Below are 17,916 nucleotides of genomic sequence, written 5' to 3'. Positions count from 1 at the left end.
TTTGTCGGTGCGTCAGCCTGCGGGCACGCGGATCTACGCGTGTGGAGGCGACCGTAAGCCCCGTCACGCACCGTGGCAAGACCATCTCTCAGCGCGGCGCGTCCGCCGGGCGGTCAGCGCGGCGCCGGGTGGCCGGCGGCGCGCAGGGCGTGCGCGACATCGCGGCTCCGGGAGGGGGAGACGGCCCGCGCGACTTCCAGGAGGAGCGGCCCGAGGGTGGCGGGGTCGGCGGCGGCCAGCGCCGCCGCGTCCTCGGGCGTACGGGCCCGGACCAGCGCGGCCAGCAGTGCGCCGGCCTGCTCCGGACGCCTCCGGTCGAGCAGCGCCAGCGCGGTCCGGGCCACCTCGGCGACGGGGCGGGCCACGCTCTGCCGGAGCAGCGCGGCGGCGTCGGCGGTGCGGCCCGCGGCGACCAGCGCGGCGGTCGCCGCGGCCAGCCCGTCGGGCGGCAGGCAGGCCACTTCCCAGAGCAGGGTGGGGATGTCACAGGCCAGCCCGGCGCTCTCCAACTCACCCAGGAGAAAAGGGAGTTCGACTGCGGGACGGGCCGCAGCGGCACAGATCTCGACGTACGCGGGGCCGTCCTCGCCGGGCGGCCGGTGGCGGGCCAGGCGGTACGCGGTACGGGCGGCGTGGCGGCGCACCTCGGGATCGGCCGCACCGCCCGCCGCGGCGTCCCCGGGTCCGTCGTCCGGCCCGTCACCCGACCCGCCTTCCGGCCCGCCGTCCGGGGCGGCGTACGCCCCGGCGAAGCGGGCGCCGCGCGGGGCCGGGCCGGCTGCGGCGGGCACCGCCGCCGGCACCTGCGGCGGCGTCCGGTCACCGGCGGGCGCGGCCTCGTCCACCACCTCCAGCCCGGCGAAACGCGCTCCCCGCGGGCGGCCGGCGGCCTTGGCCTTACGGGCTGAGAGTTTGGGCTTACGGGCGGGGGGCTCGGCCCTACGGGCGGGGGGCTCGGCCCTACGGGCGGGGGGCTCGGCCCTACGGGCGGCTGCGTCGCCGCCGGGGGCCGGGGGCGCAACCTCCCCGGCGCGGGTTTCGCCGTCCCGGCCCGGGTCGCCGCCACCACGTGCCGGGGCGTCGTCCGCGGCGGCGGGCGCGTCGCCCTCGGGGGCCGCGGCGCCCGCGCCCTGCCCCGCTTCCTCCAGCGCCGCCAGTCGCGCCCGCAGTTCGCGCACCCGGGCGCCCGCCCGGAGGTGGTCGTCCTGGGCCCAGGCCAATTCACGGGAGAGCCGCTCGCCCTCCGCGGGGTCCTGGGCGAACCGTGCGGCGGTGCGGAGTTCGCGGGCGCGCGCCGCCGCCTGCCGCTGCTCGTGGACCATCACCTCCAGCCGGTCGCGGAGCGCGGGCCGGCCGCCCGGCTGGGCGTCGTGGCCGGCGACCGCGCGGGCGTACAGCCGCCGGGCGCGCGGGCCCATGGTGCGCACCGCCGCGTCCCCGTGCTGCGTGGCCAGGTCGTGCAGCAGGGACTCCACCACGTCCCAGTGCGGCACCTCCCGCCCCTCCAGACAGGCCCGCAGGCCCTCCGGATCGCGTTGCCCGAAGACCCCGTACCAGCCGGCGGCCGGATCGAGAAGCCGCCCGAGATCGGTCAGGAATCGGGCGAACTCCTCCGTGGGGTTTCGGAGTTGAGTAACCGTCATGGCGTGCCTCTCCCCCTGCGGACCGGACTACTCCGGCCTGCCCGCATTCGACACCCGGCATGTTTCCGGAACGATGACGAGCGTGCTACGGGAGCTTTTCGGAATCCGCACAGGGCGGGGAACGGGCGGAACGCGGGGTGGTACGGCGGGGCCACGCGGGTATCGCGCGGCGGCGCAAGGCGACCGCGCACAGCGGCGTAGGGCGTCCGCACACGACCGCGTACGACCGCGTACGACCGCGTACGGAAAAGTACCGGCAAAACTCGACAGGGAAACTTGCAAGTTTCCCTGTCGAGATTCTAGGGTCGCGGTATGCCGAACAAGGACCAGGAACGCCTGGCGACCGACCTCGGCGCAACGGTGTCGCTGCTGATGCGTCAGCTGCGCGCCGCGTCGCCGCAGGGCGCCCTCACGCCCACCCAGCGCGCGGTCATCGCCCTCATCGACTCCGAGGGGCCCTCCACGATCGCCGCGCTGGCCCGCGCCGAGCTGGTGCGCCCGCAGTCGATGCGGTTGACCGTCGGCACGCTGGAGGACAGCGGGATCCTCGCCCGCAGCCCGCATCCCACGGACGGGCGCCAGGTCGTCTTCTCCCTCACCGACCACGGCCACCGGGTTCTCGCCGAGGTACGGCAGGCCAAGAACAACTGGCTGGCCGTGGCCATCGCCGACCGGCTGAGCGCCGACGAACAGCAGACCCTGGAGGCGGCGACCGCACTCATACGGCGGCTGATCCGGCAGTGAGCGCCCCCGAAGCCCCCAGAGCCCCCGGCCGGAACGGCCGGGCCGTTGCCGGCCGGGCCGCCGGCCCCTCCCCCGACCCGGGCTTCGGTGCCCGGCTGATGACCCCGCTGCTGCTGGGGTCCCTCCTCAACCCCATCAACTCGACGATGATCGCCACCGCACTGGTGGCCATCGGCCAGGACTTCCGCATCGGGGCCGCCGACACCGCCTGGCTGATCTCCGCGATGTACCTCGCCAGCGCGGTCGGCCAGCCGTCGCTGGGGCGGCTGGCCGACCGCGCCGGACCGCGCCGGGTGTTCGCCGCCGGCGCGGTGGCGGTGGTCGCCGCCGGCCTCATCGGGGCGCTGGCGCCCACCTTCACACTGCTGATCGTCTCCCGCGTCGTCCTCGGCATCGGCACCGCCGCCGCCTATCCGGCCGCGATGGCGATGCTGCGCGCCGAGTCGCGCCGGGTGGGGCGGCCCGCGCCCCGGTCCGTCTTCGGCCGGATCTCGCTCGCGGCGCTGGCCACCCCCGCCGTCGGCCCCACCCTGGGCGGGCTGCTGGCCGCGACCTGGGGCTGGCGGGCGGTCTTCGCCGTCAACGTCCCGCTGGCGCTGCTGGCACTGGCCGGTGCGCTCGCCTGGCTGCCGCCCGACCGGGAGACCCGGCGCACGGCCCGCGCCGCGGACGGCACGGGGTCGGACGGGGGCTCCCTCGACCCGCTCGGTATCGCGCTCTTCGCCGGTTCCCTGACCTGCGCGATGTTCTTCCTGCTTCGGCTGGACGCACCGCGCTGGCCGCTGCTCGCGCCGACCGCCGCCCTCGCCGCCGTCCTGGTGTGGTGGGAGCTGCGCCACCCGGAGCCGTTCCTCGACCTGCGGATGCTGGCCCGCAATCGCGCGCTGGTGCTCACCTACCTCCGGCACGGGCTGGCGTATCTCGTCATCTACTGCGTGCTCTACGGCTACAGCCAGTGGCTGGAGCAGGCGCACGGCTTCACCTCGTTCCACGCCGGGCTGATCATGCTGCCGATGTCCGGCGCCGCCGCGGTCTGCTCGCTCGCCGGCGCCCGCACGAAGGGCATCCGCGCCCCGCTGACCGTCGCCGCGGCCTTCCTCGCCCTCGGCAGCGCGGTCCTCCTGGTGCTGGACGGCGGCAGCCCGGTGGCCGTACTGCTCGTCGCCGGGGCGCTCTTCGGCATCCCGCAGGGCCTGACCTCCACCGGCAATCAGGCCGCCGTCTACGCCCAGGCCCCGGCCGACGGCGTGGGCGCCGCCGCCGGACTCCAGCGCACCGCCCAGTACCTCGGGGCGATCTCCTCCTCCAGCCTCATCGGGCTGCTGTACGGGCAGCGCGCCACGGACTCCGGGCTGCACGGCATCGCGCTGGCCGGTGTGGTCCTCGCCGTGCTGCTGCTGGCCCTCACCCTGGCCGACCGCTCGCTGCGCGCCGGCCCGACCCGGGCCACCACCTGACCAATCGTCAACTCACCACCTCCACAGGAGTGTCCATGCCCGTCACCACGCTCGACCCGCGGACCGCACTGGTCCTGATCGACCTTCAGAAGGGCATCGTCGCGCTGCCCACCGTCCACCCCGCCGCCGAGATCGTCGCGCGCGGCGCCCGGCTGGCCGCGGCGTTCCGCGAGCGCGGGCTGCCGGTGGTGCTGGTGAACGTCACCGGCGGCGCGCCGGGCCGTACGGAGTCCGCGGCCCGCGGCCACACACCGCCCGCCGACTGGGCCGAACTGGTCGAGGAGATCGACCGGCAGCCCGGCGACGTCACCGTCACCAAGCAGCAGTGGGGCGCCTTCCACGGCACCGCCCTGGACCTGGAGCTGCGCCGCCGCGGGGTGACCCAGATCGTGTTCGCCGGGATCGCCACCAGCATCGGCGTGGAGTCCAGCGCCCGTGCCGCGCACGAGCACGGCTACCACGTCACCGTCCCCACCGACGCGGTGACCGACCTGGACGAGGCGGCGCACCGCAACAGCCTGGAGAAGATCTTCCCGCGGCTGGGCGAGACCGGCACCACGGACGCGATCCTCACGCTCCTGGGCTGAGCCCGTCGCCGGGCCGCCGGTCCTGCCACCGGAGCGCGTCCTGGAGTTGGGCGGCCAGCGAGATCAGCCGCGGCTCGGTATGGGCCGGGCCGAGGAGTTGGCCGCCCAGCGGCAGCCCGTCCGCGCTGAAGCCGGCCGGGACGCTGACGCCCGGCCAGCCGAGGACGTTCCACGGCCAGGCGTACGGGCAGGCCGCGATCATCGCCCGGTCGGTGCGCCAGCCGCTGAGCCGGGCGAGGGTGCCGACGCGCGGCGGCGGGGTGGCGGTGGTCGGCGTCAGCAGCACGTCGTAGGGGCCGAACAGGGCGCCGATGCGCTGCTGTTGGCGGCTCTCGGCGGCGCGCGCCCGGCGCAGTACGGGCCCGCCGAGCAGCCGGCCCAGCCGCGCCGCCGCCCGGGTGCGGCGGTCCAGCAGCCGGGGGTCGGGGACCCGGGCCGCCCACTCGCCGACGCCGGCCGTGGCGCGCGGCACGAAGGCGAGGCCGACGAGCCCGTAGTCCGGTTCGGCCTCCTCGACGCAGTGGCCAAGCCCGGCCAGCGTGTGGGCCAGCGAGGTCACCGCCGCCCGGACGTCGGCGTGCAGCGGTTTGCGGGTGAAGGTGGCGGCGGCCTTCCAGGAGAGCGCGATGCGCAGCCGCCCGGGGGCGCGGCCGGCCGCCTCGCGGGCCGCGATGGCCGGCGGCCGGTGCAGGTCGCCGGCGTGGTTGCCGCTGGCCACGTCCAACAGCAGCGCCGCGTCCTCGACCGTACGGGCCAGCGGTCCGATGCCGGTGATGCCCTGGAACGCCTCGGCCTCCGGCCAGGTCGAGATCCGGCCGCGCTGGGGCTTGATGCCGACGAGGTGGGACCAGGCGGCGGGGATGCGCACGGAGCCGGCGCCGTCGGTGCCGAGGGCGGCCGGCACCAGCCCGGCGGCGACCGCGGCGGCCGAGCCGCCGGAGGAACCGCCGGGGGTGTGCGCGAGGTTCCAGGGGTTGCGGGTGTCGCCGAAGGCCGGGCCCTCGGTGAACGGCCACTGGCCCAGCTCGCAGGCGTTGGTCTTGCCGACGATGACCGCGCCGGCCGCGCGCAGCCGCCGGACGACCTCGGAGTCGCGCGCCTTGGGCGGGAACAGCCCGGCGCAGCCGAACGCGGTCGGCTCGCCCGCCACGTCCGTGTCGTCCTTGACCGCGACCGGCACCCCGAGCAGCGGCAGCCGCTCCCCGGCGGCCAGTCTGCGGTCGGCCGCCGCGGCCTCGTCGAGCGCCGCCTCGGCCCGGACCCGCCGGAAGGCGTTGACGGTGTCCTGGGTGGCCGTGATCCGCTCCAGGCAGCGCTGTACGAGTGCGGTGGCGGCGACCTGGCCGTCAGCCAGCGCCTGCGCCTGTTCGGCGAGCCCTTCCCACTGCCCGTCCAGTTCCCCGGCCGTCCGGCGGATACGGCGTTCTGCGTGTTCCGGGCGATCCTGGCTCTCGTCAACGCTCACGCTGCGCGCCCTCCCTGGGACCGCTCACTCGAACGTAAGGTCCCAGGAGGCTAATCGGCGCCGCAGAGGCCGGCAACGACACGCGCGGCGCGGCACGTCGACGACACACGGACGGCACACACGGGCCCGTCGCGTGTCGCGGGCGTTACGGGATTCCGGCCCGGTGTCGCGCACGGTCGCACGGCGCGGGGTGCCCGGCCAACTCCCGGCACATACGGGGCGGATAGGGCTTCTTCTGGTGCGAAGCGGGCGGCTGGCGGCCTGCCGCGGGGTGGCGGCACCGGCCGGGGCCGGAGTCCACTCGCGGCAACCCCGGGCGGACATCGGGCATTTCAGGCAATGAGTGCCATCCCGGCCGCCCGCCTCGAACGCACACCCGGTCAGCCGCTACGCTCGCCCGCCATGGACGACACCCTGCTGCTTACGGCGACCGTGGCCCTCCTCGTGGGGCTCGGCGCCGGCTGGGCCGTGCAATCGGCGCTGACCCGCCGGAAGCTGGTCCGCGAACAGAGCTTCTTCGGGCTGCCGGAGGGGTCGGAATGCGTCCTGGTCACGCACCGGGACAGTTCCTCGGCCCAATGGAGCATCCCGCGGCACGACGCGCTGGCGCTGCTCGGCCTGGCCTCGGTGGTGGAGATGTGCGGTGCGCACCCCGAGGTGGCCCCGCACGACACCGGTCTCCAGGGCTTCGGCGCGCGCACCGAGTTCTGCGTCGGCGACCCGACCGCGCACCGCCGCCTCGCCGCCCACATGTCCAATCTGCTGCCCGGAGTCACGGTGCACCCGGGCGACGGGTCCGGCGCCGGCCGCGGCACGTTCACCATCGGCGGTACGGCGTACCGGATGGAGCCGGGGGCGGTGGAGTACGTCCTGCTGGCCCGGCTCACGGCCGGGGAGGGCGACCGCCCGGTGTTCCTGGCGGCCGGGCAGCGCCCGGTCACCCACCGGGCCGCGGTCCGCCACCTGGTCCGCAACCGGGCCCGGCTGGCCCGCAAGCACGGCGCCGGCGGCCAGTTCTGCCTGCTGCTGAAGGTGGTCAACTCACAGGCGTACGGGCCCGATGTCGTCGAGCTGGTAGCCGATGTCACCAAGGCCGCGATCGCCCCGGCGGAGCTGAAGGGGCAGCACCGGGCGGCGGCCTGAGCCCGGTGCACCGACGGGCGGCCGCCGGGCTTCTCTGCGAAGCTCGGAGGCATGATCGCCCGTCTCCGTTCGGCCGTCCCGCACTGGGCCGGTGTGCTGCCGGTCGCGGCGGTGGTGCTGCTGGCGCTGATCTGGGGGCGGTCGCTTTCGGTCACGCTGGTGGTGCTGGTGTCGCCGTTCCTGGCCGGGGCGGTGCTGGCCGCGGTGCACCACGCGGAGGTGATCGCGCACCGGGTGGGCGAACCGTTCGGGTCGCTGGTGCTGGCGGTGGCGGTGACCGTCATCGAGGTGGCGCTGATCGTCACGTTGATGGTGGACGGCGGCGACAAGAGCGCCGCGCTGGCCCGCGACACGGTCTTCGCGGCCGTGATGATCACCTGCAACGGCATCGTGGGGCTGTCGCTGCTCGTCGGCTCGCTCCGGCGCAAGGTGGCGGTATTCAACTCCGAGGGCACCGGCGCCGCACTGGCCACGGTCGCGACGGTGGCCGGCCTCAGCCTGGTCCTGCCGACCTTCACCACCACGGCGCCGGGCCCGCGGTTCTCCCCTCCGCAGCTGGTCTTCGCGGCGCTCGCCGCGCTGGCGCTGTACGGCCTGTTCGTAGCCACCCAGACGGTCCGGCACCGGGACTACTTCCTGCCGGTGACCACCGCCGGCGAGGTGATCGACACCGAGGACCACGCCGAGCCGCCCACCGCCCGCGGCGCACTGCTCAGCCTGGGGCTGCTGGCGCTGGCGCTGATCGCCGTGGTGGGGCTGGCCAAGGCAGAGTCCCCGGCCATCGAGTCGGCGGTGATCGCGGCGGGGCTGCCGTCCTCCGTCGTCGGCATCGTGATCGCGCTGCTGGTGCTGCTCCCGGAGACCATCGCGGCGGTCCGCGCGGCCCGCCGCGACCGGGTGCAGACCAGCCTCAACCTCGGCCTCGGCTCGGCGATGGCGAGCATCGGCCTGACCATCCCCGTGGTGGCGCTGGCCAGCGTCTGGCTGCCCGGACCGCTGGTGCTGGGCCTGGGCGCCAGCCATATGGTGCTGCTCGCGCTCACGGTGGTCGTCGGCACCCTGACCGTGGTCCCCGGGCGGGCCACGCCGCTGCAGGCCGGTGTCCACCTGGCGCTGCTGGCCGCGTACATCGTGCTGGCGGTCAGCCCGTGACCCGCCCGTCCCGGCGCGATCGCGGGGCCCGGCTCGACGACAGCCGGTAGGGGACGTTGACCACCGTCACCCCGGGCGTGAACAGCAGCCGGGCCTTGAGCCGCAGTGCGCTCTGGTTGTGCAGCAGGTGCTCCCACCAGTGGCCCACGATGTACTCCGGGATCACGACGGTGAGCGCGCCGCCGGGATTGCGTGCGCCGACGTCCGTGACGTAGTCGATCACCGGGCGGGTGAAGTCGCGGTAGGGCGAGCTGAGGACCTGGAGCGCGACGTCGATGTCATGGGCGTCCCACTGCTCGCGCAGCCCCTGCACGTCCCGGGGGTCGACCGCGACGGTCAGCGCGTACAGCGAGGTGGGCCGCAGCGCGCGGGCGTAGCCGAGGGCCTTGAGCGTCGGGCCGTGCAGGGCGGACACCAGCACCACCACGTGGTTCCCGGCCGGCTCCCAGGGGCGTGCGTCCGGCGCGACCGCAAGTTCCCCGGCGACCCGCCGGTAGTGCTCGTGCACCCCGCGCATCGCCAGGAACAGCAGCGGCATGGCGATCGCGACGATCCAGGCGCCGTGGGTGAACTTGGTGATCAGGACGATGACCAGCACCACCCCGGTCAGCAGCGCGCCGACCGCGTTGATCGCCTGCGACCGCCGGTAGCGCAGCCGTACCGGCCGCCGCAGTCCGGGCCCGGCGAGCAGACCGCGCCAGTGCCGGACCATCCCGGTCTGGGACAGCGTGAACGAGACGAAGACGCCGATGATGTAGAGCTGGATCAGACGGGTCAACTCCGCCCGGAACAGGACGATCAGCCCGATGGCGGCCAGCGCCAGCAGGATCACGCCGTTGGAGAAGACCAGCCGGTCCCCGCGGTTGTGCAGTTGGCGCGGCAGATAGCTGTCCGCGGCGAGGATCGACGCCAGCATCGGAAATCCGTTGAAGGCGGTGTTCGCGGCCAGGATCAGCACCCCGGCGGTGAACGCCTGGAGCAGGTAGAAGAGGCTGTGCGCACCGCCGAAGCTGGCTCGTCCGATCTGGGCGAGGGCGGTGGCGGTCGGCGTGTGCGGCGGCAGCCCCAACACGGTGGGATCCGCCGCCACATGGACCTGGTACACCATCGCGAGAAAGGTGATGCCGGCGAACATGGTGATGGAGAAGATGCCCATAACGAGCAGCGTGGTGGCGGCGTTCCGGCTCTTCGGCCGGCGGAACGCGGGCACCCCGTTGCTGATCGCCTCGACCCCGGTCAGCGCCGTGCACCCGGACGCGAACGCCCGCATCCCGAGCAGCACCAGCGCCGCCCCGGAGTAGACGGACGCGTTGTGCAGCGGCAGATCCGCCGACTCCGCACGCGGGGTGGCGCCGGTGGCCATCCTTGCCGCGGCGAACGCGAACATCAGGTACACCGAGCAGACGAACCCGTACGTCGGGACCGCGAAGATCCGCCCGGACTCGCGGACCCCGCGCAGGTTCATCAGCGCCAGCAGGCTCACGAAACCCACCGACAGCGCCACATCGTGCCCGCCCAGTTCCGGAATCGCCGACGTGATCGCGGCGACCCCGGACACCACCGAGACGGCCACCGTCAGCACGTAGTCGACCAGCAGCGCACTGGCCGCGGTGAGCGCCGCGTTCCGCCCCAGGTTCCGCGCGCTGACGACGTAGGCACCGCCGCCACCCGGATACGCGTAGCAGGTCTGCCGGTACGACGCGACCACCACCGCGAGGACGACGACGATGGCCGCCGCCGCGTACCAGGCAAGGTGCAGCAGCGCGACCCCGCCGAGGCCCACGACCAGCAGCAGCTCCTCGGTGGCGTACGCGACCGAGGACAGCGGGTCGCTGCAGAAGACCGGCAGCGCCAGCCGCTTGGGCAGCAGGGTCTCGCCGAGCCGCGCGCTGTCCAGCGGACGGCCCACCATGATCCGCTTCGGCCTGATCAGGTGCCTCATAGCCGGACAAACTAAGGTCCGGCGGAGCGGCCACTCCCCTCCCACTCCGACGCGGTACGCCAAACCCCCCGGCCCTGCGAGCCGAACGGGTACGGAAGCGGCGCCGCACGGTGTCGCTCCGCCCGCCGGCCGCGGGCCCGTGAGAGCCCATGGGGGGTGACGTCCGATCACCCCGCCATGACGCGGCGCCTGCTCCTGCGCACCGCCGTCGTGATCGGCACCCTCGCCACCGCCCGCGTACTGCTTTCCCCGGACGACGACGCTCCGCCCGCCGGCCCCGGCCCGCAGACCCGCGGCCGGCCGCCGGCCGCCGCGCCGGGCTCCGCCCCGCCGGACACGTCCCGGCTGCGCCCGCTGGCCGGCGAGACCTCCCGCTCCGGGCCCGGCGCCTCGCCGCCGCACGCCGATGTCGCCCGCACCGTCCCGGCCCGCGCCGGACAGATCGCGCTGACCTTCGACGACGGCCCCGACCCCCGCTACACCCCGGAGATCCTGGAGGCGCTGCGCCGCCACGGAGCCCGGGCCACCTTCTTCGTCGTCGGCGAACACGCCGTGGAATTCCCCGATCTGCTGCACTTCATCGCCGACGAGGGCCATGCCATCGGCAACCACACCTGGACCCACCCGCAGCTGACCGACCTCCCGCCCGGCCGCGTCCGGGCCGAGCTGGGCCGCACCAGCGCCCTGATCGAGGAGGTCGTCGGCACCGCCCCGCGGCTCGCCCGCGCCCCGTACGGCGACTGGGACCGGACATCGCTCGACATCTGCAACGACCTGGACATGTCCCCCGTCGGCTGGTCGGTCGACTCCCGGGACTGGACCCGCCCGGGGCCCGAGAGCATCGCCGACACGGTCGTGGACGAGCTGCGGCCCGGCGCGATCGTGCTGTCCCACGACGGCGGCGGCGACCGCATCGAGACCGTCCAGGCCCTGGACTGGTATCTGCCGCAGCTGCTGGACGGGGGCTTCCGGCCGGTACGGATCTCGCCCTGACGACCGCCGCCCGGCCGCCCGGCCGGGCGGAGGTGAGAGCCGTCACCCCGCGCACCGGACGCCGGATCAATGGTTTATCGTTCAATCGGCAGCGCGCCCCTCGGGTGGCAGCGCGCCCCCACGATCGCCCCGGCCGGGTTCCCCCGTCCGGCCGGGGCTTCCCCCTCCCGCCGCGCCGGCGGAACCACCCGTCTCGCTCCCTCCGCATGCCGCCTTGGCGAAACCTGCCTTGAATGCAGGCATGTCGTTGCCGAACTCACCGAGCGGGCCGGGCAGCCGGCGGCCCGAGGGAGCACTGCGGCGCATCGGGGAGTGGTGCGCCCGGCATGCCGTCGTGGTCCTGGTGCTGTGGCTGGTGGCGCTGGCCGGGGTGCAGGTGCTCCAGCGGACGTTCGGCGGGGAGTACTCCGACGACTTCTCCCTGCCCGGTGTGCAGTCGAGCCAAGGGCGGGACGTCCTGGCCCGGCACGATCCGAAGGCCGGCGGCTACACCGGCCAGGTGGTGCTGCACGACCGCACGCAGCCGCTGACCGCGGTCGGCGGGCAGATCGCCGACGCGGTCACCGACCTGGGGCGACTGCCGGACGTCCTGGCGGCACAGAGCCCGCTGCCGCCGCCCGGCTCCCGGCCGAAGCCGGCGGCGCCGGGGACGCCGAACACCGGGCCGCTGTCCGCCGACGGCCGGACCGGCTACCTCGCGGTGCGGTTCCGGGTCCCGCCGGTCACCCTCGGGCCGGAGTACCTCGCCGGCGTGGACCGGGCCGTGGCGCCGCTGCGCGCCGCCGGAGTGCAGGTGGAGTACGGCGGGTCGCTGGGCGAGCTGGCCCGGCCGCGGGCCGACGACCGGCTCAGCGAGGCGATCGGGTTCGCGGTGGCGATCCTGGTGCTGCTCGCCGGGTTCGGGAGCGTGCTGGCCGCCGGGCTGCCGCTGCTGACCGCGCTGATCGGCGTGGTCTGCGGGCTGGGCTGCCTGGGGCTGCTGGCCGCCGCGTTCACCTTCGCCACCGTCTCCCCCACCCTGGCCACGATGATCGGCCTCGGCGTCGGGATCGACTACGCCCTCTTTCTGATCACCCGTCACCGGCAGCACCTCATGGACGGCGCCGCCCCGGAGGTCGCCGCGGGCCGGGCGGTGGCCAGCAGCGGCCGGGCGGTCCTGGTGTCCGGCGTCACCGTCGTCATCGCGCTGACCGGCCTGTCCGTCTCGGGCGTCGGCTTCATCGGGAAGCTGGGCACGGCCGCGGCGATCACCGTGGTCACCGCGGTCCTCGGCGCGCTCACCCTCGTCCCCGCGCTGCTCGGACTGCTCGGCCGCGGGATCGACCGGTTCCCCGTCCACCGGCCCGTCGCGGAGGCGCACCCCGCGCCGGACGGCGCGGCACCGGGCGGGCGGCGCCGGTACGCGCAGCGGGTGGCCCGCCGGCCGTGGCGGTACCTGGTGGGCGGCGTGGTCGTCGCCGCGGTGCTGGCCGTACCGCTCTTCTCGATGCGGCTGGGGCACATCGGCGACGGCGCCGACCCGGAGTCCTTCACCGACCGGCGGGCCTTCGATCTGATGTCGTCGGCGTTCGGGCCCGGCTCGACGGGGCCGCTGACGCTGGTCATCGACCGGAGCAAGGTGCCGCAGGCGGACCGCCCGGCGCTGGCGGAGCAGGCCCAGCAGGTCCTCGCCGGGGTCCCGGGCGCCGCCGCGGTCAGCCCCCTGCGGCCCACCCCGGACGGCGCGGTGCTGACCGCGACCACGTATTCCGCCCGGTCCCCGCAGCAGCCCGGCACCGCCGCGCTGGTCCACCGCCTGGTGCACACCGTCCTCCCGGAGGCGGTGCGCGGCTACGACGCACACGGCTATGTCACCGGCACGACGGCGGGCCAGGTGGACTTCCTGGACAGCGTCGCCGGCCGGCTCCCGCTGATCATCGCCGTGGTCGTCGCCCTCGCCTTCCTGATCATCCTGATCGTCTTCCGCGGCGTGCTGGTCGCGGTGAAGGCCGCGGTGCTCAACATCCTGTCGATCGCCGCCTCGTACGGGGTGGTGGTGGCCGTCTTCCAGTGGGGCTGGGGCGGTCCGGCGCTGGGCGTCTCGGGCACCGTGCCGATCGAGGGCTACGTGCCGATGATGATGTTCGCGATCGTCTTCGGGCTGAGCATGGACTACGAGATCTTCCTGCTGTCCCGGGTCCATGAGAACTGGCTGCGGACGGCGGATTCCCGGGCGAGCGTCACGCACGCCCTGGAGACCACCGCCCGGGTGATCACCTGCGCCGCACTGATCATGGTGAGCGTCTTCGCCGCGTTCCTCCTCAGCGACAACATCGTGGTGAAGATGCTCGGCCTGGGCCTGGCGGTGAGCGTGCTGATCGACGCGACGGTGGTGCGGCTGCTGCTGGTGCCCGCGGTGCTGGCGCTGCTGGGGCCGCGGGCCTGGTGGACGCCCTGGTGGCTGGACCGGGTGCTGCCGTACGTGGACGCCGAGGGGCAGGCGCCGCGCGCCCCGCGCCCGGGCCGCCGGGCCGCGGCGGCTCCGCCCTGCGCGGACCGCCCCAGCCCCCGATCATCGAACTATGGCCCCGACCGCCGGACGCGGCTCCGCCGATGAGCCCGACCACCCGCACGACCTAGAGAGCGCGGCCGCGTCCCCGTATCCCGTCCACCCCACGTATCCCGGATACCCCGTGATCCAGCCGATGCTGGCCTCCCTCGGGCCGCTGCCCGCCGAGCACGAGCAGCCGGAGTGGGCGTTCGAGGCGAAGTGGGACGGGGCGCGGTGCGTCGTGAACACCCCGGGCGACGGGACGGTCCGGCTGGTCACCCGGGCCGGCCACGACACGACCCTGACGTACCCGGAGCTGGGCCCGCTCGGCGAGCAGCTGCGCGGGCGGCCCGCGGTGCTCGACGGCGAGGTGGTGGTGCTCGACGCCGACGGCCGGCCCGACTTCGGGCTGCTGCAACGCCGGATGGGCGTGGTGAACCCGCGCCGCACGGCCCGACTGGCGATGGAACTCCCCGTTCAGCTCGTCCTCTTCGACCTGATGTATCTGGGCGGCTGGCTGGTGGACTTCCCGTACCACGAGCGGCGGGCGGTGCTGTCCGGCCTCCGGCTCGGCGGGCCCAACTGGTCGGTGCCGGCCTACGTGGAGGGCCGCGGCCAGCAGGCGTGGGAGGCGGCGCTGCGCGGCGGCCACGAGGGCGTCATGGCGAAGCGGCTGACGTCCCGCTACGTCCCCGGGGTGCGGTCCCCCGACTGGCGCAAGACCAAGCACCTGGAGACGCTGGACATCGTCATCGGCGGCTGGACGGAGGGCCACGGAGTGCTCACCGGCCTTCCCGGGTCGGTGGTGGCGGGCCTGCCGGAGCCGGCGGGGCTGCGGTACGTCGGCTCCGTGGGGTCGGGCCTGTCCGACCGGGAGCGGCGGGAACTCGCGCGGTACCTGGGGGTGATTCCGCTCGACCACTCGCCGTTCCGCAACCCGGTCGACCTGCCGGGCGTCCACTGGGTGGAGCCCCGGCTGGTGGCCGAGGTCAGCATCACCGGCTGGACCTCGGCGGGCCGGGTCCGGCATCCGATCTGGCACCGTCTGCGGCCCGATCTGACGCGCCTGGGCTGAGCGGCGGCGAAGGGCGGCCGGGGAGTCCGGAGTCCGCCGGGCGGCTGATGCGGCGGGATGCCCGCGGCGGCCCGGGAAGGATCTCCGGGACGCTGCCCCGCGCCGCCCCGACCCTGCCCCGACGCCGCCCGCGGACGAAGGAAGCCACCATGCCCGACCCCGGTCCCGCCGCCGGCAACTCCGCCCCGGGCGCCCGGCCCTTCCAGCGCTCCCGGAGCCACTTCGCCGACCGCATCACGGCCGACGGCCGCGACGGCTGGCCCGTGGCGGCCGGCCGCTACCGCCTCGTGGTCAGCCGCGCCTGCCCCTGGGCCGGCCGGGCGGTGATCTCCCGGCGGCTGCTCGGCCTGGAGGACGCACTGTCGCTCGCCGTCGCCGACCCCCTACAGGACGACCGCAGTTGGCGCTTCACCCTGGACCCGGACGGCCGGGACCCGGTGCTCGGCATCCGCTTCCTCGGTGAGGCGTACGACGCCCGCGAGACCGGCTACCCGGGCGGCGTCAGCGTCCCCGGCGTCGTCGACATCCCCAGCGGGAAGCTGGTCACCAACGACTACCGGCAGATCACACTGGACTTCGCGACCGAGTGGCGGGCGCTGCACCGGCCCGGCGCGCCCGACCTCTACCCGGAGGCGCTGCGCGCGGAGATCGACGAGGTGATGGAGGAGGTCTACCGGGACCTCAACAACGGGGTGTACCGGGCCGGTTTCGCCACCGGGCAGACCGACTACGACGAAGCCTGCGGCGATGTCTTCCGGCGGCTGGGCCTCCTCTCCGCGCGGCTGGCCGACCGGCGCTACCTGGTCGGCGACACCCTCACCGAGGCCGATATCCGCCTGTTCACCACCCTGGTGCGGTTCGACGCCGTCTACCACGGCCACTTCAAGTGCAACCGCTTCAAACTGGCCGAGGACCCGGTCCTGTGGGCGTACGCCCGGGACCTCTTCCAGACGCCCGGCTTCGGCGACACGGTCGACTTCCACCACATCAAGCCGCACTACTACCGGGTGCACACCGGCATCAACCCGAGCGGCATCGTCCCCCTCGGCCCCGACCTGGCGGGCTGGCTGACCCCGCACCACCGCGAGGAGCTGGGCGGCCGGCCGTTCGGCGACGGCACCCCGCCCGGACCGGTCCCGCAGGCCGAGGCGGTGCCTCCTGCCGGGCGCCCCTGACCGGCTCTTTCCGGGGCCGGGGCACCCGACCGGGGCGGGCACGGAATGTCGGGTCCGGCCGGGCGGGCCTTCCTTGGCGTGAGGGGCACAAGGGAAGGAGACCGAGGTGCTGGAGCGGCTGAACCAGGCCATGGAGCGAGGCGCTGTCGGACCAGCAGCCGGAGGGGTTCCTCTCGGTCTGCGACGACCTCGACCCGAGCCGCGCGGAGGGTACCGAACTCGACTACTACCACGCGGTGGTGACGAGTACTCAGGTGCCGGAACGACCTGGACTCCCTGACCGTCCCGGGGGGGCACCTGGGCCGTCTTCGAGAACACCGGACCGTACCCGGAGGCCCTCCAGGAGCTGTGGCGGGACGTGTTCACCCAGTGGTTCCCGTCGAACCCGTACCGCAGCCGGCCGGGCCCGGAGATCCTGCGGACCCGTACGGCACCGGACGGGTCGGCGGCGACCGCCGAGCTGTGGATACCGGTGGAGCGCACCGCGGCGTGAGCCGGCGGCCGGGTGACCGGCGAGGAAGGAGGGGTGTGCGGCGGCCTTCGGGCCTCCGCACACCCCACAACTCAACTGCTCACAAAGAACATTGATGTCTATTCAGGGATTCAGCTACTCGGCGCCGCCGGCCTCCGCCGTGCCGCGGCCCAGTTCCGCCAGGACGTCCAGCGCCTCGGCCAGTACGTCGAGGGGCGGGGAGGCCAGCGCCAGCCGTACCGCGTTGGGTGCGTGCCCGGTGCCGACGGTGAAGGCGCCCGACGGGGTGACCGCGATGCCGCGGCGGGCCGCGGCGGCGACGAAGGTGTCCGCGCGCCAGGGGTCCGGGAGTTCCCACCAGCAGTGGTAGGCATGCGGGTCGGCGCGCAGCCGGAAGCCCGCGAGGCGCTCGGCGGCGAGGTGCTGGCGGGCCGCGGCGTCGGCGCGTTTCGCCTGTTCGACGGCGGCGGCGGTGCCGTCGCCCAGCCAGCGGGTGGCGGCGTCCAGCGCGAAGCCGGTGGCCGTCCAGGCGCCGGAGCGGAGGGCCCCGGCGAAGTCGGGCGGGGCGGCGCCCGACGGCGGCACCAGGAATCCGAGCGTGAGTCCGGGGGCAAGGCGCTTGGAGAGACTGTCGAGGAGGACGGTGCGTTCCGGCGCCAGGGCGGCGAGCGGTGGCAGGTCGGCACGGAGGAATCCGTAGATGGCGTCCTCGATGGCCTGAAGGTCCAGCTCCTTCAGCAGCGCGGCGAGTTCCTCCCTCCGGTGGGCGGGCATGGTGATGCCGAGGGGGTTGTGCAGCGCGGGCTGGAGGTAGACGGCGCGCAGCGGCGCGGCGGCGCGCAGCGCGTCGGGGGTCACGCCGTGCTCGTCCATCGCCAGCGGGACGAGGGTGACGCCGAGGCGGGCCGCGATGCCCTTGACGACGGGGAAGGTGAGCGGTTCGACGCCTAGACGGCCGCCGGGCGGCACCAGCGCGGCGACGGCGGCGGCGATGGCCTGCCGGCCGTTGCCCGCGAAGAGCAGCCGCCGCGGGTCGGGCGCCCAGTCGCCGCGGGCGAGATGCCCGGCGGCGGCCTGCCGCGCGGCAGCCGTACCGGCCGCGCCGACCGGCCGCAGCGCCTCGGCCAGGGCGTCGCTCCGGTGCACCAGATGCGCCAGGCTCTTCGCGAACAGCGCGGACTGGTCGGGCAGCAGCGGGAAGTTCAGCTCCAGGTCGACCCGGTGGCCGCCCGGCTCGGCCAGTGCGGGCTCGGCCGGCGGCACGGCGGTACGCACGAAGGTACCGCGCCCGACCTCGCCCACGGTCAGCCCGCGCCGCCCCAACTCCCGGTAGACCCGCGCGGCGGTCGACGGGGCGATCCGCCGGTCGCGGGCGAACCGCCGCAGCGGCGGCAGCCGTTCCCCTGGGCTGAGACGGCCGGCGGCGATGTCCGCCGCCAGGCCGTCGGCGATCGCGCGAAAGTCCTCCACCGGCACGCTTCCTCCCCTATTGCACCGAGCACATTGTGAACATTGTGCCGAGACATTGCCCCCTATAG

At 74.9% G+C, this 17,916-nt stretch carries 13 protein-coding genes and 1 pseudogene; 10 read left to right on the top strand and 4 right to left on the bottom strand.

The window, feature by feature from the left end:
• Positions 1-113: 113 nt before the first annotated feature.
• On the bottom strand, positions 114-1,643 hold the full coding sequence (locus tag ACO1BR_RS27800) for a hypothetical protein (protein WP_426797847.1): 1,530 nt from the start codon (positions 1,641-1,643) through the stop codon (positions 114-116).
• A gap of 312 nt (positions 1,644-1,955) precedes the next feature.
• Here ACO1BR_RS27800 and ACO1BR_RS27795 point away from each other — a divergent pair, with 312 nt between their 5' ends.
• Genes ACO1BR_RS27795 through ACO1BR_RS27785 form a run of 3 tightly spaced genes read left to right on the top strand, consistent with a single transcriptional unit; the run spans position 1,956 to position 4,431 of the window.
• Positions 1,956-2,387, top strand: a complete 432-nt coding sequence (locus tag ACO1BR_RS27795; protein ID WP_426797846.1) for a MarR family winged helix-turn-helix transcriptional regulator — start codon at positions 1,956-1,958, stop codon at positions 2,385-2,387.
• Positions 2,384-3,844 (top strand): MFS transporter, encoded by a 1,461-nt coding sequence (locus tag ACO1BR_RS27790; protein ID WP_426797845.1) that lies wholly within the window; start codon positions 2,384-2,386, stop codon positions 3,842-3,844. Before ACO1BR_RS27795 ends, ACO1BR_RS27790 begins: the two co-directional genes overlap by 4 nt.
• A gap of 35 nt (positions 3,845-3,879) precedes the next feature.
• A complete protein-coding gene (locus tag ACO1BR_RS27785; RefSeq protein WP_426797844.1) occupies positions 3,880-4,431 on the top strand; it encodes an isochorismatase family protein in 552 nt (183 codons plus the stop codon).
• Here the strand turns inward: ACO1BR_RS27785 and ACO1BR_RS27780 are convergent.
• Complete coding sequence (locus tag ACO1BR_RS27780; protein WP_426797843.1) at positions 4,415-5,896, bottom strand: amidase; 1,482 nt, start codon at positions 5,894-5,896, stop codon at positions 4,415-4,417. The genes ACO1BR_RS27785 and ACO1BR_RS27780 overlap by 17 nt on opposite strands.
• 402 nt (positions 5,897-6,298) lie before the next feature.
• Between ACO1BR_RS27780 and ACO1BR_RS27775 the strand changes: the two genes are divergently transcribed.
• The gene (locus ACO1BR_RS27775) at positions 6,299-7,039 is read left to right on the top strand and encodes a hypothetical protein (protein WP_426797842.1); all 741 of its coding nucleotides are present in this window, start codon (positions 6,299-6,301) and stop codon (positions 7,037-7,039) included.
• 51 nt (positions 7,040-7,090) lie between these two features.
• The gene (locus ACO1BR_RS27770; protein ID WP_426797841.1) at positions 7,091-8,191 is read left to right on the top strand and encodes a calcium:proton antiporter; all 1,101 of its coding nucleotides are present in this window, start codon (positions 7,091-7,093) and stop codon (positions 8,189-8,191) included.
• Here ACO1BR_RS27770 and ACO1BR_RS27765 read toward each other — a convergent pair.
• Positions 8,181-10,133 carry an APC family permease gene (locus ACO1BR_RS27765; protein ID WP_426797840.1) on the bottom strand — a complete coding sequence of 651 codons (1,953 nt, stop codon included), beginning with the start codon at positions 10,131-10,133 and terminating at the stop codon, positions 8,181-8,183. The two genes, ACO1BR_RS27770 and ACO1BR_RS27765, sit on opposite strands and share 11 nt — an antisense overlap.
• A gap of 177 nt (positions 10,134-10,310) precedes the next feature.
• Between ACO1BR_RS27765 and ACO1BR_RS27760 the strand changes: the two genes are divergently transcribed.
• From ACO1BR_RS27760 to ACO1BR_RS27740, 5 genes and pseudogenes are all read left to right on the top strand, one after another.
• Positions 10,311-11,126 (top strand): polysaccharide deacetylase family protein, encoded by an 816-nt coding sequence (locus tag ACO1BR_RS27760; protein WP_426797839.1) that lies wholly within the window; start codon positions 10,311-10,313, stop codon positions 11,124-11,126.
• A 241-nt stretch (positions 11,127-11,367) separates the two neighbouring features.
• Positions 11,368-13,722 carry an MMPL family transporter gene (locus ACO1BR_RS27755; protein ID WP_426797838.1) on the top strand — a complete coding sequence of 785 codons (2,355 nt, stop codon included), beginning with the start codon at positions 11,368-11,370 and terminating at the stop codon, positions 13,720-13,722.
• Positions 13,688-14,731, top strand: coding sequence for a non-homologous end-joining DNA ligase (gene ligD / locus ACO1BR_RS27750; RefSeq protein WP_426797837.1), 1,044 nt, complete (start codon positions 13,688-13,690; stop codon positions 14,729-14,731). The genes ACO1BR_RS27755 and ligD overlap by 35 nt, the downstream gene beginning before the upstream one ends.
• Before the next feature lie 149 nt (positions 14,732-14,880).
• The gene (locus tag ACO1BR_RS27745) at positions 14,881-15,906 is read left to right on the top strand and encodes a glutathione S-transferase family protein (RefSeq protein WP_426797836.1); all 1,026 of its coding nucleotides are present in this window, start codon (positions 14,881-14,883) and stop codon (positions 15,904-15,906) included.
• A gap of 137 nt (positions 15,907-16,043) precedes the next feature.
• Positions 16,044-16,399: pseudogene (locus ACO1BR_RS27740) on the top strand (GyrI-like domain-containing protein); the annotation flags it as partial.
• Positions 16,400-16,513: 114 nt separating this feature from the next.
• On the opposite strand, the gene ACO1BR_RS27735 reads toward ACO1BR_RS27740, so the two are convergent.
• Positions 16,514-17,848 carry a PLP-dependent aminotransferase family protein gene (locus tag ACO1BR_RS27735; RefSeq protein WP_426797835.1) on the bottom strand — a complete coding sequence of 445 codons (1,335 nt, stop codon included), beginning with the start codon at positions 17,846-17,848 and terminating at the stop codon, positions 16,514-16,516.
• Between the last annotated feature and the right edge of the window lie 68 nt (positions 17,849-17,916).

Origin of the sequence: Streptomyces sp. YGL11-2 (genome assembly GCF_050054615.1) — a bacterium.
Taxonomy (GTDB): Bacteria; Actinomycetota; Actinomycetes; order Streptomycetales; family Streptomycetaceae; genus Streptomyces.
This window is presented reverse-complemented; position numbering and strand designations above follow the sequence as displayed.

Bases quoted from the DNA above. Each gene is read 5' to 3' on its own strand.
- ACO1BR_RS27800 (WP_426797847.1), bottom strand. From the start codon at position 1,643: ATGACGGTTACTCAACTCCGAAACCCCACGGAGGAGTTCGCCCGATTC.
- ACO1BR_RS27795 (WP_426797846.1), top strand. From the start codon at position 1,956: ATGCCGAACAAGGACCAGGAACGCCTGGCGACCGACCTCGGCGCAACG.
- ACO1BR_RS27785 (WP_426797844.1), top strand. From the start codon at position 3,880: ATGCCCGTCACCACGCTCGACCCGCGGACCGCACTGGTCCTGATCGAC.
- ACO1BR_RS27775 (WP_426797842.1), top strand. From the start codon at position 6,299: ATGGACGACACCCTGCTGCTTACGGCGACCGTGGCCCTCCTCGTGGGG.
- ACO1BR_RS27770 (WP_426797841.1), top strand. From the start codon at position 7,091: ATGATCGCCCGTCTCCGTTCGGCCGTCCCGCACTGGGCCGGTGTGCTG.
- ACO1BR_RS27765 (WP_426797840.1), bottom strand. From the start codon at position 10,133: ATGAGGCACCTGATCAGGCCGAAGCGGATCATGGTGGGCCGTCCGCTG.
- ACO1BR_RS27760 (WP_426797839.1), top strand. From the start codon at position 10,311: ATGACGCGGCGCCTGCTCCTGCGCACCGCCGTCGTGATCGGCACCCTC.
- ACO1BR_RS27755 (WP_426797838.1), top strand. From the start codon at position 11,368: ATGTCGTTGCCGAACTCACCGAGCGGGCCGGGCAGCCGGCGGCCCGAG.
- ligD (WP_426797837.1), top strand. From the start codon at position 13,688: ATGGCCCCGACCGCCGGACGCGGCTCCGCCGATGAGCCCGACCACCCG.
- ACO1BR_RS27745 (WP_426797836.1), top strand. From the start codon at position 14,881: ATGCCCGACCCCGGTCCCGCCGCCGGCAACTCCGCCCCGGGCGCCCGG.